A 16,617-nucleotide genomic window follows, 5' to 3' on the forward strand; every position below is an offset into this window, starting at 1 on the left:
CCGTGGTTGGATTTAAGCCCAATTCGCTTAAAACTGCTTCGGTATCATCGGCCAAATCTTTATCAATCTTGACTTGGACCCGTTTCTTTTCCTTAACTGCCATGATTGTCTCATCTCTTTTCTTTTGCTACTACCATTATACTACCTTTTGAGTACCTTATCAATAGATAAAGCCTTGGCCTCAAATCACTTGAGCTTGGCGTTGATCTAAAGGCTGAACTTTTGAGCTGGTTAGCTCTGGCACTCATTTAAAAGCCCCTATTCTTCTGTTTAAGCCATTTGAATCTAACTTGAGTATAAAGAGGTTAGCAAGTCTTAAAACCGCTTAGAAAGGATTTTATAGCCTTTTAGGACTAGTAGTACAACCCACTGTTTAATCGTTTCGGCCGACTTTTCTTCTTCGGTGTTTGGCCGCATATTCTCTAGCCGCTTGTTTATTCCACCAAGCGCCAATTCAGCCACTCAAGGTGTCTATTTTTGCTTCTAAGCGATTTTAAAGCGATTTTAATATAATTGTGCATGTAACACTTAAAACGGCTTAAATGAGCTTATACGGCACTTAATTCCAATAAGGCTCATTGTCAGTGCTCCGTTCTTCGGGGTGTTTGGCCGCATATTCTCTAGCCGCTTGTTTATTCCACCAAACGCCAAATAGGTTTTGCATGGTGCCGTATAAGTAGTTCTCAACATTCTTGATGTGCTTCTCATTGCTTCTCAGGGCGTTAAAGTAGCGTCTCAAGGCTTTAGTCATTAAAGGTTTCAGTTCCTCATCATCAAGTGGGATTATGACACCAATATCTTTGTGATCTTTCTCAACTCGGTACTTAGCATTTAAGATAATGCCAATGAAGCGGCGCATTTGTTGCGGAGTTCGGCACCAGAAGCTAAGTAATTGCACGGCTTCTGGTTCTAAGAAAACCGGTAAGCCACTGTCTTCATCAGTTAAGAAGTCATTAGCATGGTTCACCAAATCCTGGTTTTGCTTTTGAATTTCTGCTGGTGAAAAATGGGCTGTGGAAAAGTTCAACTTTTGAGTATCTATATTGTATCCGTTTTTGTCTCTTTCTTTAGGTTCTATATATAGATTAAGTCCATTTTTTGAACTTCCGCTCGTAGCAAGGGTTTGAGAGCTGTTGTCAACGAACTTATGCGGAAGTTCATTTTTTGAACTTCCGCTCGTAGCAAGGGTTTCAACGGTCTCCCGCGGAAGTTCATTTTTTGAACTTCCGCTCCTAGCAAGGGTTTGCGGGCTTTTTTGACCAAATTCGCCGCGTAAATAGACATCGGTTGCTTTCACATCGAGCTTGGACAGATATAAGCGATTCGGTTCATTTTTCTTAGTTTTCGGGTTAAAGCCCATTTGTTTCTGAACGAGTAATCCGATTGATTCCAGCTCTGCTTTTATTTTGATGACTTTTCCCTTTGAACAATTGAACAAGTCCATTAGTTCTTGATTGGTAAAGATAAAGTAGACGTGTCCTTCACTATCAACCCAGTTATTGCGCAAAGAATACTCTAATCGGTCTTTTAGTACCATATAGGCTAATTTAGCGTCATTGCTTAAATGCTTGTATTGCTCGCCATACATTAATACCTTAGGAAACTGGAAAAATAAGGCTCCATATACGTTATCTGCTTCATAGTAATTAAAATTTGTTGATTTTGTCATAATAAAAACTCCCTTTCTTGACTGACACACGCTGTCTCAAAAGAGAGTTGCTAAAACATTCGACTTGCATTACAATACAAATCTGATATGCTCTAACTGAATTACAAAGCCTCACGGCTAAATGAATGCTTTGTAATTTACCAGCATGTGTCTGTTTGTGAGTTGCCCAGTCGGCAACTTTTTTAAGTTCTAACAACAAAAAATGGACTAAATAGCTCTGGTTAGCTACTTAGTCCATTGACTTTAATTTGTTTTTAACTATCCTTAACTTGTCCTTTGGGACTGGTTTGCGGTATAATTAACCTACAAATTAAGAACAATGTTCAGTCGATTTTAACTTGGCGGTGAAAATCGACTGAATCTAAGTAGCTGCCTTATAGCTACTTGCTAAACCCAAAATCCCTGATTCCTCGTGAATCGGGGATTTTTCTGTTTAGCTTGATCTCTTTATTCGGTTGTTAAATTAATTTTAGTCTAGCATAGCGCTTACCAAGCGGCAACTTTATTTGGTCTTGTATACTTTGCCAGCTTTTGGTTGAAACCAGTAGGCGATAGAAGATACCAGTAAATATTCGAAAAGTAAAAATGCTTCGGGGTGTTTAAGCAAATTTCCATCAAAAACACTGAAAATCATGAGCATAAGCAACCCGCAAAAATACGTGATAAACAGGGACATTATTTAAAAAATTCTTACGACAATACGACGGTTACCACTGATTCTTTCAAATAATAGCTGTAACCAATACTGCATTGGAAATAACCACTGTCGAATAAAAAAGCGCTCATCTACCAAGTGCTTTTTTGCAATTCCAATGGCTGGGATTATCTAAAAGACAATAAGGCTGGCAAGCAAAAATGTAACATTTATCGAAATTCCCATAACAACTCCTCCCTTAAAGTGACATCACATATTTTTTATAAGCTCATTTAAAAATTTGGAGGCAGACTTAAAATTATGTTCTTTGGCTAGACCGTCAAGTCTTTTGCGTGCGCTAGGTTGAAGTGAAAAGGTATAGTTCTTAGTACGTTCCTCTTCATCTTTAAAAACAGGAATAACAAGTTTATCTTTAGTATCAGTTGGCTGTTCTGTTTCATTTTTTTGTAGTGCCTTTTTTATGTTTTTGTTCTCTGGATCGAATGCCATAGGTAGTCCTCCTTTATAATTCACATGCACACACATTAAGTATACATGTGATTAATACGCATACGAAACATTTATAGCTTTTCCGTGATTTCATTAAATGTTTTGTCCATACTATCAAAAAATTCATGTTGATCAATATATGTTTTGTGGTCTTCAGCCATTTTTGAAAGAGATTTTTTATCCAACGTTGAACGATTGAATAGCTCCTTTTCTGGAACTGTAGCCAATACACTGGGATCGCCTTTTAAGGCTTTTAATAACTCGCGAGATGATCTTGTGTTGTGTTTAATCATGTTGGCGATAAAAAATAATTTGGTCGTGACATAAGATTTTCTAGTAGAGTAATCAATGGCTTCTTTGCGTAATTCGTTAATTCTTTCTTCTAGGTTAAATTTTGCATTATACCCATGTTCGCTAGGTGTGATTGGACTAAGGATAGCATTACTAATGATTACTGCATTCTTGGTAGCAGTAGAAAAATCTGGGTGACAATCCAAAATAATATACTCGAATTTTCCTAAATTTAAACGTTCATAATTATCTGACAACCACATATAGAGGAACATGTTTTTGTTAGTCTTATTTTCAATGGTACGCTCAATATCGTCAAGGTGCATGTCTCCGGCAATTAGACTAATATAAGCACTTATTTCATGTATTTTGACTTTCCCTCGATCTAAGAAAATGTTGCCAACGGTGTCTTGATTGTCGTAAATGTTGTAAGTCTGGGTTAAATTACTTTGGTGGTCTAAGTCAATAAATAAAACATGCTTGCCATTTTTTGCTAACCATTCACCATAATTAAAAGCTAGGGTAGTTTTACCAACGCCGCCTTTTATGGCTGAAAATGTAATAATTTCCATTAGTGTCCCTCCTCATACGTGCTAAGTAAGCTTAATAAATATCGCTACATGCATAATAACACATAACACGTATGTTTGCAAATAGTACATATGATTTATATTCATGAATGACTAGTATACACTAGCTAAGTGTCCTATCTGGGGTTAATGGAACATCCATACGAAAAGTAGCGGTAGGAAGCCGAACACTCAGAACGTTTGTTATCTGAATATACGGTTTTCTACCGCTATTTTAAAATTCGTATTGGTTACGGACCTACTGATTCCTCAGAGGTTACCGACTTTTGCTAAGTCAATAATCTGCTGCTCAATTTGATCTCTGACCTTCCGAAAAACTACTATTCTATCCTGTTCGGATCCAGCTGCTAAAGCCGGGTCTGGAAGTGGCCAATGCTTTTTCTTGACCGTTGGTGGGGTGACTGGACAGCGATCACGAGCGTCTCCACATAAGGTGACAACTAGGTCACTGTGAAGCAAATAATCGGGATCAATTAACTTTGATGTTTGCTGGGAAATATCTATTCCTTTTTCAGCCATAACTTTAACAGCCAATGGATTCAAGCCATGCACCTCGACTCCCGCACTGGCAACGCGCCAATCATTGCCTAAAATTTTTTTAGCGAATCCTTCAGCCATTTGACTTCGACAAGCATTTCCAGTACATAGAAAATAAATTTGTGTCATCATTAATCCTCCATCTAAACTATTAGTGAACCAAAGCAGCTACTAAATCCATGTCTAAGTAACTGCTAAACTCGTTAATGGTAGGGTATTCACCGGTTTTTACCAACTGACCATCCACTAACGTAATTGGTAAAGCATTTATACCCTGATGTTTTAGTTCTTGGGCAACAATCGGATTTCGAACAAAGGCATCGGGGTTCTGGGCTAAATTACGACGAATGAACATGGCCTGCCCCTGTGCATTCACACTGACATACCGCTGAATGGCCGTTGTTTGAATCAATTCCTTATCAACGCTGGGACCACAAACACCGGTTGAACAACACATTGCTGGTTCAAAAAGCTCTATTTTTTTCATTCTATTCATCTCCAAAGTAATTGTGATTTATATTTTCTAACCAAAAATCGATAATGATAACCAGAGGCCACATAGGGTAATAAACAACACTGGGATCGTGGTTACAATTCCAATTTTAAAATAAGTCCCCCATTTAATTTTAACTCCCTTTTGAGCTAACACATGTAGCCAGACTAATGTAGCCAAAGAGCCAATTGGGGTAATCTTAGGTCCCAAATCTGAGCCGATTATGTTTGCGTACACTAACGTATGATGGATGAGCCCTGAAACGTCAGCGCCTTTGATTGATAGTGCATTAATCATGACGGTCGGCATGTTATTCATTAATGACGATAAAAGTGCTGCTAAGTAGCCCATGCCCATTGTGGCAGCAAACCGACCACCTTTTGCGATTTCGGTAATGACACCTGATAATAATGTTGTTAGACCAACGTTCTGAAGGCCGTAGACTACGACATACATACCGATTGAGAAAAAGACAATGTTCCAAGGAGCTCCTTTAATCGCTGCCATCGCATTAACATGGGAACTTCTTTGACCAACTATCAGAAAAATAGCCGCAATACTCAGTGCGATAAAGGAGACGGGGATTCCTAAGAAACCGCTACTAAAGTAACCAATCAATAGGAGGATTAAGACGACCCATGAAAACTTGAAAAGTCGCTGATCTTTTAGTGCAGAACTGGGTTCCGCAACCTGAGTGGCATCAAATTTTCGTGGCAATGCTTTTCGAAAGTAAAGATACAGGATACCAATACTACCTAACAGCGAAAATAGATCAGGAATCCACATTCTTAACGCATACGCTGAAAAGGAAATTCCAAAAAAGTCTGCAGAGACAATATTTACCAAGTTACTAACAATCATTGGTAAAGAAGTGGTATCGGCAATAAAGCCACTGGCAATAATGAAAGGGAAAACTTGCTTTTCATCAAAGTGTAAGGCACGAACCATTGCTAAAACAATGGGGGTAAGAATCAGAGCAGCCCCATCATTAGCAAAAAGGGCAGCAACGACGGCGCCTAAGGTGGTCACCAAAATAAACATGCGAATACCGTGACCGTTTGCCCAGCGAGCCATGTGTAAGGCGGCCCATTCAAAAAATCCGATTTGATCTAAAATGAGTGAAATCAGAATAATAGCCACGAAAGATAAGGTGGCATTCCAGACAATTCCGGTAACTGTTCCAACATCTTTAAAACTCACCACGCCAAACAATAATGCTAAAATTGCACCACCAACGGCTGTCCATCCAATTGATAATCCTCTAGGTTGCCAGATAACGAATAATAATGTGAGTAAGAAAATTCCAACGGCAAAAAAGACTTGCATGATACCTCCTAAACTGATTAATTATTTTTTTCCTTTAATTAATTAAACCGTTAAAAGCGTTTTTTCGTAATTTGGTTGCCATTGCATAACAGCAAAATGATTATTCGAAAGCTCTTTTACCTGATCAATCCATTTAACTTCGCTTTGCACTCGAGCCAGCAAACATGGATCAGTGGTTTGAGTTGCCAACATACTTTGGTTGACCACCCACCAAGTATGAGTTAGACTGGCTCGCTTCAAATCGTCATCTAATCGCATTGATTCATAAACCGGCGTGGCTTCTGGTAGCGTTACCATAACAATTTCAGTTTGCTTAGGATCTTGTAGTCTTGGTAACAGATTAACGACTGCTTGTGGGACGCTGCCGGAGGTATGGGCAACTTCTTGAGCATAGCTTTGGGTCGAGTTTAACAGTAAGAGTGTATGACCAGTCGGAGCCGTATCAACCACAACGACGTCACTATCATTTTGGGCGACTAACTCAGCAAAAGCTCGGAAGACAGCAATTTCTTGAGTACATGGTGAACGCAAATCTTCAGCGACATAATCAACATCATTAGACTTCATGGTCTTTTTAGCAGTAGTGAGAACTTCGTTTTGATATTCTTTTAAAGACTTTTTCTCATCAATATGGCTCACCTTGATCAGCGGACTTGTGATTTTGAAGTATTTCAAATGATCAGCTGGGTCAGTGGTAGCCAAGTGCACGGTTTTGTGTTGAGCAGCTATCTTTTGGGCAATTTGAACGGCAACGGTTGTTTTACCAACGCCACCTTTGCCCATGGTGAAGATAATTTTTTTATTTGACTGCACTAAATTCTTCACGACAACATCCAGATCAGGAAAGTGACTAGCAGTAACCGGTTCCTCAGTGATTTGCGGCTGCTGGTCTTTCAATAGTAGTCGTAAATTAGCTAATCCCAATACGTTGTATGCTCGCAATGGGATTGCTAACTTGGGTAGCTGGTCTAAAGTGACTGGCATATTCTGCAAATCAGCTTGCTGTTGTTTAAAAATAGTCTGAGAAACTGCGTCGGTTGGCTGATTTAAGATACCGTTAATGATTAGTTGCTGGTTCTTAATGTTTAAGGCTGCCAACTCATGTGAAGCGCGTTGTGCCTCCAGAAGGGCGCCTTTTTGTGGTCGGGTAACTAAAAACAAAGTCGTCGCTTGAGGATTGCCTAAAGTTTCAACCGCTTTTTGATACATAGCTTTCTTATCATTTAAGCCAGCTAGTTGTCCGAGACAGGATGCACCACGATCATTCTTATCCAGGTAATTACTCCAAGCAGAAGGCAATTGCAGCATTCTTAAGGTATGGCCGGTCGGCGCGGTATCAAAAATAATATAGTCAAATTGCTGATTAATCTTGGAACTAGTTAGAAAGTTGGCAAATTCATTAAATGCAGCAATTTCAACCGTACACGAGCCTGATAATTGTTCAGCCATATTCTGAATGGCTTCTTTGGGCAACACGCCTCGATAAGGTTGAATAACCTGCTCGCGATACTCGTTCGCAGCAATGACCGGATCAAAGTTGGCAGCAAACAAACCGGAAATGTTTGGAATCGGCTTTGGCTGATTGGTTAAACTAACTTTAAAAACGTCCTGCAAGTTACTAGCTGGATCAGTGGAAACGATCATAACTCGGTGACCAGCATCAGCTAAGCTAATTGCAGTGGCACTGGCAACCGTGGTTTTGCCAACCCCACCCTTGCCGGTAAAAAATAGGTACTTGGTTAAATTAATCTCTTGTGGCGAATACTTTTCCATCATTTTTCAGCTCCTTACATAGACACGCCTCTATGTATTGCTTAAAAAAACTTAATTGGCAACATCTTTTTCACAATCAGACCGTTGGCAAAGGCAGTGCTCATCAGCGGCTAACAGTTGGTCGGTATTCTGTTTAAACTCTTGGACAAACCTTTTTTGTAGGGAATAGTGTTGCCATTTCCCATCCTTTACCGCAAACACAATACCTGCATTTTGCAAAACCTTCATATGATGAGACAAAGTGGGTTGAGAAAAATCAAAATGCTGGAGGATATCACAAGCACAAAGTGATCCACATGAAAGCAGATCAATGATTTTTAGGCGGTTCGGGTCAGCCATTGCTTTTAGCATTTGAACGTAATTTTGATAATCCATTTTTTCTCCTTCCATTACATAGACGATCATCTATGTATAGTATAAGAGCTACTCCAATGGCTTGTCAACTTTGTTAAAACTAAATGGGGGACTTATTTTAAAATTGGAATTGTAACCACGATCCCAGTGTTGTTTATTACCCTATGTGGCCTCTGGTTATCATTATCGATTTTTGGTTAGAAAATATAAATCACAATTACTTTGGAGATGAATAGAATGAAAAAATAGAGCTTTTTGGAACAGCTAAATAAAGGTGAAGCTCGGCACGCGCTTTGTCGAAACATCTTTTATGGTCGGAAAGAGAAGCTTTATCAAACGTATTTTGATGGTATGGAAGAACAACTAAACGCTCTCAGTTTAGTCACGAATGCCATTATTTATTGGAATACCGTTTACCTGGAAAAGATTGTGACGCAGATGCAATCAGAAGGGTTTGATTGTTCTGACGACATGATCGGCAAATTATCGCCACTGATGTTTGAACACATTAACTTTGTCGGTAAGTACACGTTCCAATATAATGAAGCGTTAGAAAATGGTCATTTAAGACCATTAGATGAAGCAGACGAAAAATAAGATTGTTCGGTTTTTAAAGTCTACCGCTACTTTTCGTACGAATGTTCCAGAGCTCTTTTTAAATAAAGCCAATATAAAAAATCAGAAACGCTGTTAAATCAACGTTTCTGATTTTTTGTTCGGGATCCTACCGCTACTTTTCGTATGGATGTTCCATTGACCCCTATCTCTTGATATTAAGCTTTTTACGATATCGAATAAAAGTTGTCCGCTTGATCCCGGTATTCCGAGCAACGTCTATGTCACTCATGCCTGCCTGATAAAGCTTAAAAGCATGTTGCAAGCGGGGATCATCTTTGGCATATTGAGGTTTCCGACCATGATATTTGCCTTGTTGTTTAGCCAGGGCAATGCCTTGTTGCTGCCGCTCAATAATCCGCTTACGCTCACTTTCGGCTTGATACTTATATAGTTCAATGATGAGGTTGGTCATGAGTTGACGTAAGTTTTGGTCAGCAATCCCGGTCATGGACGGCAAATTTAACACATCTAGGGTGGCACCCTTATTTTGAATGGAGTTCATGATTTTAGTTAAATCCTGATTGTTTCTGCCTAAGCGATCTAATTCAGTGACCATTACAATATCACCCTCACGAATATAGGCCAGCATTTTTTGCAGTTCTGGCCGATTAGTGTTAGCCCCACTTAATTTATCCGTAAATAATTTATCAACGTCTTTTAAAGCCGCTAACTGTCGATCTAAATGTTGCTCCTTGGAACTCACACGCGCATAACCGATTTTAGCCATTTCCAGTTCTCCTTTTGGACAGTTCTAATGAACACTTGTAATTCCTAGTATAGCACAGAAATAAAAAAGGCCAATAGGGTATACCCTAGTGGCCGTCACGCTAATTTATTGAAAAGGGAAAAATTCTCCTTTCCCTAGATTATCTGTATTTAATCTTGAATTTATAACGTTTTGATTTCCATTTACCATTTTTGATAAATCTTCTGGGGCTGTAAAATTTGAATGCAAAGGAGCTTCTTGATAGGCGATTTCCCAATCTCTCAAAATATTATAATCTTTTGAAAATTCTATGTTCTTTTTTACACCCTCAAAATCCGGAAATAATTTGGTACTGATGGCTCCGTTTTCTTTTAAATATTTTTGTAAATCATTTCGATCTCTTTGCGATAGTTTGAAGGTTATTTTTTCTAAAAGAGTTTCATTATTCCATGAGTATTTATCGCCAGATTGCTTCAAAAAGTCATCAGGATTATTAGATTGAAGCCAATCAGCCAATATTTTAATTTGAGAGTTTTGAATTTTAGCATTATCGTTTACTTTTGTGCTATCTATGCTAGATAGCAGCCCCTGCTGTGATTCCATTCTTTCGTTTTTATGATCTGTATCAGATACTATTAGCGGTAATTTAGGATATTGATTCTTTAACTCATCATATAAGGTCTTATTAAGTCTATATATGCAATACTTGTGTTTGTTGAAGTCGTCTCTAAGACAATGCATTTTACAAAGATCGATATGTTGGTCCAAAATATTTTCATCAACAAACTGTTTAATATAACTGGTGAATGCAAAGTATAAAGCTACATAGACCGAATAACTCCAGTCTAGATAACTAGTGCTGAGCCCGTAGTGCTGAGAAAGGCCATCTGCCAGCCCATTCATACCTACTTCTGAATACCCTCGCTCAGCGGCTTTTTTAACAACGTCAGAATAAATATTGTATTGGGCAAAACTGATGTCTGTTTTTAACTTTCTAGCTAGAGTTGGAACTAAATCATATTTTTCAAATGCACACCCTCGATAAATGAAGTTGCTATTATCCTTAGCTTTTGAAATGATTTTTTGTAACGTAGCCAATATTTCATTCCTCTTGTATAATTAAAGTGAGAGCGTAAAATATCTTGTGTAAATGCATAAAAGATTTCTGAATTGTATAGAAATAGGGAATGCCTTCCCTTATGATATTTAGTAACCACAGAAAACATCACAGGAGGCATTCCCCATGAATGAACTTACCACAGAAATTATCGCTGCACTAGCCCAAAAGCAAGATTTGGACGAAGTTTTTCGTCACCACCTCGAAATTGCGATTAACCAGCTGCTTCAAACCGAATTGGCAGAGCTTTTGGGTTACGAACGCTACTCATACGCTGGGATTAACACTGGTAATAACCGCAACGGCAGTTATGAGCGCTCGTTTGATACGAAGTACGGCCAACTTAACTTAACCATTCCTCGAGATCGCAATGGCCGGTTTGAAAATCATACCTTGCCAGCCTACGGTCGGCACAGTGATAATTTAGAAACAACGGTCATTCAGTTGTATACCAAGGGAATTACCACTGCTGAAATTGCCGAACTCATTGAGAAAATGTACGGTGCTCACTACTCCAAAGCCACGGTTTCCAACATGACTAAAGCCGTCAATGAACAGGTTCAAGCTTTCCAGCAACGTCGACTGGCTTCACAATATGCGGCCATCTTCTTAGATGCCACTTACTTGCCGTTAAAGCGGGATCCCGTTCAAAAAGAAGCCGTTCATATTGCGATTGGCATTCGTCCAGATGGTACGAAAGAAGTGCTGAACTACCAAGTGGCGCCAACGGAATCGACTGGAATCTGGACTGAACTGCTGGGAACCTTGATCAAGCAGGGCGTTAAAGATGTGCTGTTGTTTGTGGCCGATGGGTTAGTTGGTTTGGATGAAGGCTTGAATCGGCATTTCCCTAAAGCCAAACGACAACGTTGCCTGGTTCATGTTGGGCGGAATCTGATGAACAAAGTTCGCGTAAAAGACCGCAAGGCCATGATCAGTGACTTTAAACAAGTTCATCGGGCCGCCAACCGTGAAGCAGCCGAACTAAAACTGAATGAGTTCGCCAACAACTGGCATCAGACCTATCCCAAATTAATCAAAGATCTGCTTAAAATGCCGAATTTACTCACTTTCATGGACTTTTCACCAGCTATCCGGCAATCACTATACTCCACTAACCTGATTGAGAACTTTAATAAGCATCTCAAGCGCACCACCCACCACAAAGAACAATTTCCAACGGAAGATTCACTGGATCGCTTCCTGGTTTCTCAGTTTAATGTTTATAACGAGAAGTCTCTGAAGCGGATCCACCGAGGGTTCAAAGGACTCCAGGACACCTTGGAAGCATCATTTATTTAAGTTAGATACATATTATATGTACGAAGGCATTTCATTTACACAAGATTCTTGACGCTACCTCATTTACCTAATAAAATGCAAGTATTCATTCTAACTTTTTTAGTTTTTTTATAATTATATACACTTTTAAGTTGAAGTAAGTAGTATAATATCTGTAGTCTATAGGTGTACCCAAAACATATTGTAAGGTTTTAATAAAGAAAGTAGGAATAGTAATGAAAAATAAAATAGTATTATCAACCACATTATCTTTGTTATTGGCTTTAGGGATTCAGACAAGTACGGTTCATGCCGATACTACCAGCACTACAAGTACTTCTGTGGCACCTGGATCTTTAAAAATTAACTCAGTTCCAAGTATGACATTCAATAGTACAGTTGATGATATTGCCAATTCTACTTCTACCACGGCTAAACTGCAGTCTGATGGTAGTATCTCTACGACAGATGATGAAGGTTATGGGACAGCCACTAATTGGACTCTAGCTGCAACTCCAACTGAACTTAGCTACGCTGGTGGTAATGGGAAAACTAGCAACCTGAGTGTCTCTACATTAACAATAGCCGGGACTCCTATTACCACAATCGATGGTAAAACCAGTACTCCAATTGTTAAGAATGGTACCAACGAAGGGAACACTTCTACTGATTTAACCGCAGACAACACGTCAATTACTTTACCACAAGATAAGCAAGTGTTTGGAGCAGTTTATACGGGTGCCATTACGTGGACGTTATCTGGTAACACTGGAGCTATTGGTGGTACTGCTCAATAATTATGGCTGGCAATTTGAAGAAAGCTTCAAAACTAGTTTTCATAACTATCTTTTCTCTGATTTTAAGCCTACTGCTTACTTCCCATGTAGCACAGGCGCAAACAACTCCCTTTGCGGTGAAAGTTGTTGGTCAAAATCAACAATCCATAGTTCAACGAAAAGTTAATCCTGGGCAGTCAATAAAAATAAAGTTACTTTTATCTAATAATAGTTCTAAAAATCAACATATTTCTGTCACCAGTCATACTGCTTTTACCGGTGATGCTGGAATTATTCAGTATAATTTAAAGAATCCTGGGAAGCGTTATTTTGGGAATGTTGATTTCAACAGACTACTAACCGGCCCCCAAAGAATAACATTGAATGCTCATGAAAAAACAACCAAGATGTATACCTTAACAAGTCCAAATAATCATTTTAAAGGAACAATATTAGGAGGCATATACGTTAGCCAACTTGTTAATCAACAATCAAAAGGTAATGGTTCATCCAAAAAACAAGCTTATGTAGGGTATACAAATATTCTGGCTTACCAAATACCGATTGTTTTGAGACAAAGCAACCGCATTGTTCATACAAAATTGAAACTCAAAAAAGTAGTTTGTCAGGTAAATAACAGCACGCCTGTTGTACTAGCTCGAATTGCTAATATAACCCCTACCGTATTTAGTCGTCTTGAATTAAAAACAAAAATTATCAATCAGCGAAACAAAAAAGTGGTGTTCCAAAGCAACCAAAAAGATATTTCTATGGCCCCGCTAAGTTATTTCGATGATCATTTGATACTTAATAAAGGTTTGTCAGCTGGTAATTATATCTTAAGTATAAACGCGCAGTCAGGAAAAAGGCATTGGTTATTCCGTAAAATGTTCAAAATAAATACCAAAGTGGCACAAGCCACACAAACTAAGAATTATAGACATCATCCTGATTATGTATGGGCTGTAATAATTCTTGGTGTGGCAATACTAATTTTTATGTTAACGTTTGTTTATCGATTGGGAAAACGTCAACGTTAATTATGGAGCGGAGGATATAATTGATAACTAAAGCTAATTTGGAATATATTTTTTTCAAAGCGGTTGGCCCATTTATTATTATGGCTTATGTCGGCGGTAAGCTAAGTAAACATCATCTTTATATTATTGGATACCATGAAAAAATAAATTCTGAACATGCACGTTATCTACTGGATTCTCCTGACATGGTTATTGATAGTAGTTACAACAGTTGTTTTGGTTTTCATTGGTTGAAGGGACATTTTAAATAATCTGATCATTGGTGTATCTTAATTATAACGATCTAGGTTAAATAAGGGTCTTCGTCAACCAGTTTAGAAACTAGTTATATTTAGAAGAGGCTGTGACACAACTAGCTTCTAAACGAGCAAATGGGGCGAGAAACCGAATTTTGGTTTCTCGCCCCATTTGCTCGTTTAGTTGTCCCCCAAAAAGAATCCAATTCGTAAATGAATTGGATTCTAAATACAATTTCATCAACACCGGTTGACAGAGACCCACTAAAATAGCTAAGGTTTATTGGTTTGTTACAGTCAATGAAACCAATGCACCTTATGAAAGTAATTATACAGTTGATTTACTTGAGACGCATAATGTTGTTAACGTTCAATTTTACTTAGGGTTTAGGAAATCTCAATCCGTTAGTGTCTATTTACATCAAATTGTAAATCATCTAGTGGAACAAGGTATTTTAGAACCACAAATACCCACGTATTCAACAGAGCGACAACGGAAAGTCGGCGACTTTAAGTTTGTTATTATAAAGGAACAACCAGCAGATTTAATTGTCAATGATAAGTTAAGCTCGTTAGATAGAAGATTGATTGGCGGGCGCATCTATTTGCAGAAAATTACGGCCTCACCTATTTCATGGTATGGTTTGGAGTTTAGCAATGTCGTAGAAGAAAGTTCTCCGTTATTTATTACTCAAGATCAAGATCAATACTTAATCCAAAAGGCAAATTACAAGTTTAATCCGAACAAGCCCGGAATCTTTCAATGGCAGTCTGTTGATGATGTATTTTTAATGGTCGTTGATTAATTAGTTCAAGTGCTGCTAGGATCTCATCAGTCGTTACTTGGCTAAAATTGGTCTTTTTCGGGAAGAACCAGCGTAACCGTCTATTAAAATATTCATTGGAACCTCGCTCCCATGGTGAATATGGATGGCAAAAATAAACTTTGATCTGATAATCCTGTTCTAAGGCCTGATAATTGGCAAACTCTTTACCATGATCAACAGTAATGGATTTTACTTGGGGACCGAAGGCCCCCATAAACTTGCCAAAGGCGGTGTTTAGAGCCTTAGCCGTTCTATTAGGGGCTTTGATGGCCCATAGAAGTCGGGTCTTACGTTCTACGAATGTAACCAGACATGATCGTGACTCACTTCGACTAGAAAGCACCGTATCTACTTCCCAATGACCAAAAGCTAACCGTTGATTAACAGTTATGGTGATTTGTTGGGACGTGTTGCATTGATACCGGAAGATGATAGGTTTGTACTTAATCAGCGTGTTGCTTTATTGAGACCAAATGCGACCGCTGATCCACAATTTCTGTTCTCCTATATCAATGCACACCAATATTATTTCAAGGCACAAGGAGCTGGAATGTCACAACTGAATATCTCTAAAGGCAGTGTAGAAAATTTCATTTCTTTTGTTCCGATAATTGAGGAACAAAAGAAAATAGGTACCTTCTTTAAACAGTTAGACAACACTATCACTCTTCATCAGCGTAAGCTTGAAAAACTCCAAGAACTTAAAAAAGGGTATCTACAAAAGATGTTTTGCTGATTCTTAATTTGATCAAATTTAGGATCCTATGAAACTCCATGACTTAATTTTTGTTGTGCTTGGTCAATACTTAATTCACCTGTATAATAGATTACGCAGGAAGTTTTAAGGGCGGTGGCTGTCTTTTTCCTTGCGAGGTGAGGCCCATGGGAACATGGAATAATCTTCAGGAAGGTTTCACAGTCAATGAGCGTCTTCCAGACACTCTCGTTGATGTTGCTATTTGCAATGTTTATTTTAGCGTTGCTAACGTACATCGACAAAAGGAACAAATAAAAAAGCCGCCCTGCGTAACTTTGGCCAGTTACAGGGTAGCTTAATGCTGTCTTATTAACTTCGCCACCGCCTTTGAAGCGGCTTGCATGGGAAGTCCTGTCTTCAGCAGGGCTTCCTTTTTCTATTACATTATAGCATGCCCTTTAAAAACTGGCTAACGTTTTAGACTTTGATCAAGTTCGGATTCGGGTTGTTTGATCTCCGGATTCTGTTCAGCAAATGCTTTCAGTTGCTTTTGTGTTAGCTCACTGATTTCTTGGTGCACATCGTTTAACTGGTTTTTAAATTGCGCTTTCTGTTGTGGACTAGTTGCTTGTTGAATTTGTTGTTGCAAGCTTTGATAGGACTGATTAAGATCCTGAGTTGATAGCTTTTTTAAATCATGCTCAGGTTCTTTTTGTGCTTCTTGTAAGCCTAATTGTTTGGTTAACCCGTCACTAAGCTCAATCACTTTGTTGCTAACTTGCTGGATTTCACTTAAAGCACTATGGATCACGGCTTTATCTTTGGCCCAGGTAGCTACATACCCGAGGGAGTAATTGCCTGTATCAACCCCAATGTTTTGCATGGCAACATACGCAACCGCTTCGGCTTGGGTTTCCTGATAGGCTCGTGGCCGATCTTTAAAGGCTGATTTTAATCCGTGTAGCTGGCTATGCGCATATTCGTGATATAACGTCTTTAGTTTCAAAGCATTGTCGGGCTCATCGCCACCAATGACGATTTCATTAGTGCCGGGTTGAAAATACCCCTTAGCCCCATTTAGCGTCGCTAAAGGCACTTCACTGACTTTAAGGTCGGTTTGCTGGTTTAAATAATCTTTGAAC

The 16,617-nt window shown here is 38.8% G+C and carries 16 protein-coding genes and 6 pseudogenes; 9 read left to right on the forward strand and 13 right to left on the reverse strand.

All coding sequences use genetic code 11. The features are described 5' to 3' along the window. The 9 genes and pseudogenes from V8I28_RS12595 to V8I28_RS12635 form a co-directional block, all read right to left on the reverse strand. Window positions 1-103: pseudogene (locus tag V8I28_RS12595) on the reverse strand (type II toxin-antitoxin system RelB/DinJ family antitoxin); the annotation flags it as partial. A gap of 456 nt (window positions 104-559) precedes the next feature. Further along, window positions 560-1,669: a replication initiator protein A gene (locus V8I28_RS12600; RefSeq protein WP_341780426.1), complete on the reverse strand. Its 1,110-nt coding sequence runs from the start codon at window positions 1,667-1,669 to the stop codon at window positions 560-562. 904 nt (window positions 1,670-2,573) lie between these two features. After that, on the reverse strand, window positions 2,574-2,813 hold the full coding sequence (locus V8I28_RS12605; RefSeq protein WP_010011603.1) for a hypothetical protein: 240 nt from the start codon (window positions 2,811-2,813) through the stop codon (window positions 2,574-2,576). A gap of 71 nt (window positions 2,814-2,884) precedes the next feature. After that, window positions 2,885-3,676: a ParA family protein gene (locus V8I28_RS12610; RefSeq protein WP_016527412.1), complete on the reverse strand. Its 792-nt coding sequence runs from the start codon at window positions 3,674-3,676 to the stop codon at window positions 2,885-2,887. Window positions 3,677-3,943: 267 nt separating this feature from the next. After that, on the reverse strand, window positions 3,944-4,360 hold the full coding sequence (arsC, locus tag V8I28_RS12615; RefSeq protein ID WP_004563097.1) for an arsenate reductase (thioredoxin): 417 nt from the start codon (window positions 4,358-4,360) through the stop codon (window positions 3,944-3,946). A gap of 22 nt (window positions 4,361-4,382) precedes the next feature. After that, window positions 4,383-4,718: an arsenite efflux transporter metallochaperone ArsD gene (gene arsD / locus V8I28_RS12620; RefSeq protein WP_042255252.1), complete on the reverse strand. Its 336-nt coding sequence runs from the start codon at window positions 4,716-4,718 to the stop codon at window positions 4,383-4,385. A gap of 36 nt (window positions 4,719-4,754) precedes the next feature. After that, window positions 4,755-6,050, reverse strand: coding sequence for an arsenic transporter (locus V8I28_RS12625; protein WP_003582109.1), 1,296 nt, complete (start codon window positions 6,048-6,050; stop codon window positions 4,755-4,757). Between the two features lie 42 nt (window positions 6,051-6,092). Beyond that, on the reverse strand, window positions 6,093-7,823 hold the full coding sequence (gene arsA / locus V8I28_RS12630) for an arsenical pump-driving ATPase (protein WP_164511026.1): 1,731 nt from the start codon (window positions 7,821-7,823) through the stop codon (window positions 6,093-6,095). A 51-nt stretch (window positions 7,824-7,874) separates the two neighbouring features. Beyond that, the gene (locus tag V8I28_RS12635; protein ID WP_003582114.1) at window positions 7,875-8,198 is read right to left on the reverse strand and encodes an ArsR/SmtB family transcription factor; all 324 of its coding nucleotides are present in this window, start codon (window positions 8,196-8,198) and stop codon (window positions 7,875-7,877) included. Window positions 8,199-8,270: 72 nt separating this feature from the next. Here V8I28_RS12635 and V8I28_RS12640 point away from each other — a divergent pair. Both V8I28_RS12640 and V8I28_RS12645 read left to right on the forward strand, forming a co-directional pair. Beyond that, window positions 8,271-8,378 (forward strand): annotated as a pseudogene (locus tag V8I28_RS12640) (ArsB/NhaD family transporter); the annotation flags it as partial. A gap of 54 nt (window positions 8,379-8,432) precedes the next feature. After that, window positions 8,433-8,774 (forward strand): annotated as a pseudogene (locus V8I28_RS12645) (Tn3 family transposase); the annotation flags it as partial. Window positions 8,775-8,937: 163 nt separating this feature from the next. Here the strand turns inward: V8I28_RS12645 and V8I28_RS12650 are convergent. Then, window positions 8,938-9,522 (reverse strand): recombinase family protein, encoded by a 585-nt coding sequence (locus V8I28_RS12650; protein ID WP_341780431.1) that lies wholly within the window; start codon window positions 9,520-9,522, stop codon window positions 8,938-8,940. 105 nt (window positions 9,523-9,627) lie between these two features. Continuing rightward, window positions 9,628-10,599 (reverse strand): FRG domain-containing protein, encoded by a 972-nt coding sequence (locus tag V8I28_RS12655; RefSeq protein WP_125643283.1) that lies wholly within the window; start codon window positions 10,597-10,599, stop codon window positions 9,628-9,630. Window positions 10,600-10,744: 145 nt separating this feature from the next. Between V8I28_RS12655 and V8I28_RS12660 the strand changes: the two genes are divergently transcribed. The 5 genes and pseudogenes from V8I28_RS12660 to V8I28_RS12680 all read left to right on the forward strand — a co-directional run. After that, window positions 10,745-11,920, forward strand: a complete 1,176-nt coding sequence (locus tag V8I28_RS12660; protein WP_125643289.1) for an IS256 family transposase — start codon at window positions 10,745-10,747, stop codon at window positions 11,918-11,920. A 215-nt stretch (window positions 11,921-12,135) separates the two neighbouring features. Continuing rightward, complete coding sequence (locus V8I28_RS12665; protein ID WP_125643291.1) at window positions 12,136-12,696, forward strand: hypothetical protein; 561 nt, start codon at window positions 12,136-12,138, stop codon at window positions 12,694-12,696. A gap of 14 nt (window positions 12,697-12,710) precedes the next feature. Continuing rightward, on the forward strand, window positions 12,711-13,715 hold the full coding sequence (locus V8I28_RS12670; protein ID WP_164508796.1) for a DUF3324 domain-containing protein: 1,005 nt from the start codon (window positions 12,711-12,713) through the stop codon (window positions 13,713-13,715). Window positions 13,716-13,735: 20 nt separating this feature from the next. Further along, on the forward strand, window positions 13,736-13,966 hold the full coding sequence (locus V8I28_RS12675) for a hypothetical protein (protein ID WP_047021783.1): 231 nt from the start codon (window positions 13,736-13,738) through the stop codon (window positions 13,964-13,966). A 242-nt stretch (window positions 13,967-14,208) separates the two neighbouring features. Next, a pseudogene (locus V8I28_RS12680) lies at window positions 14,209-14,757 on the forward strand (KUP/HAK/KT family potassium transporter); the annotation flags it as partial. On the opposite strand, the pseudogene V8I28_RS12685 reads toward V8I28_RS12680, so the two are convergent. After that, window positions 14,687-15,181, reverse strand: a pseudogene (locus tag V8I28_RS12685) (IS30 family transposase); the annotation flags it as partial. The pseudogenes V8I28_RS12680 and V8I28_RS12685 overlap by 71 nt on opposite strands. 12 nt (window positions 15,182-15,193) lie before the next feature. Between V8I28_RS12685 and V8I28_RS12690 the strand changes: the two are divergent. Next, the gene (locus tag V8I28_RS12690; RefSeq protein ID WP_225364048.1) at window positions 15,194-15,514 is read left to right on the forward strand and encodes a restriction endonuclease subunit S; all 321 of its coding nucleotides are present in this window, start codon (window positions 15,194-15,196) and stop codon (window positions 15,512-15,514) included. A 213-nt stretch (window positions 15,515-15,727) separates the two neighbouring features. Further along, entirely contained in the window at window positions 15,728-15,790 is a 63-nt protein-coding gene (locus tag V8I28_RS12695; RefSeq protein WP_230083882.1) for a putative holin-like toxin, read from the forward strand. Between the two features lie 154 nt (window positions 15,791-15,944). Here the strand turns inward: V8I28_RS12695 and V8I28_RS12700 are convergent. After that, a pseudogene (locus V8I28_RS12700) lies at window positions 15,945-16,617 on the reverse strand (hypothetical protein); the annotation flags it as partial.

It is taken from the genome of Levilactobacillus sp. HBUAS70063, assembly GCF_038374745.1.
Classification (GTDB): domain Bacteria; phylum Bacillota; class Bacilli; order Lactobacillales; family Lactobacillaceae; genus Levilactobacillus.